1 protein-coding gene is annotated in these 261 nt (G+C 56.7%); it reads left to right on the top strand.

All coding sequences use genetic code 11. The features are described 5' to 3' along the window. Positions 1-20: 20 nt before the first annotated feature. Positions 21-261 (top strand): alcohol dehydrogenase catalytic domain-containing protein (locus KMS84_RS40300; RefSeq protein WP_308288004.1); only part of this gene is annotated, 241 nt, incomplete at its 3' end.

The following is a 261-nucleotide window of genomic DNA, read 5'->3' as shown; positions in this document are numbered from 1 at the left end:
ACCCGGTCCCACTTCCTCTCGTGTTAGGGCATGAAGGATCCGGGGTTGTGGAAGCGGTAGGTTCTGAGGTGAAAACCCTCAAACCCGGCGACCATGTGGTTCTGAGCTACGCCAGCTGCGGCCACTGTGGGAACTGCTTGAAGGGCTTGCCCGGGTATTGCTCTCAGTTCTACGAACAGAATTTCGGCGGCTATCGGCCCGATGGAACCAGCCCTTATAAAGGCGGGGATGGCGGTACAGTCTGTGGATGTTTCTTCAATC

Origin of the sequence: Streptomyces hilarionis (genome assembly GCF_024539675.1) — a bacterium.
Classification (GTDB): Bacteria; Actinomycetota; Actinomycetes; order Streptomycetales; family Streptomycetaceae; genus Streptomyces; species Streptomyces hilarionis.
Note: the sequence above shows the minus strand (reverse complement) of the source record. Positions and strands in the feature narration are given on the sequence as shown.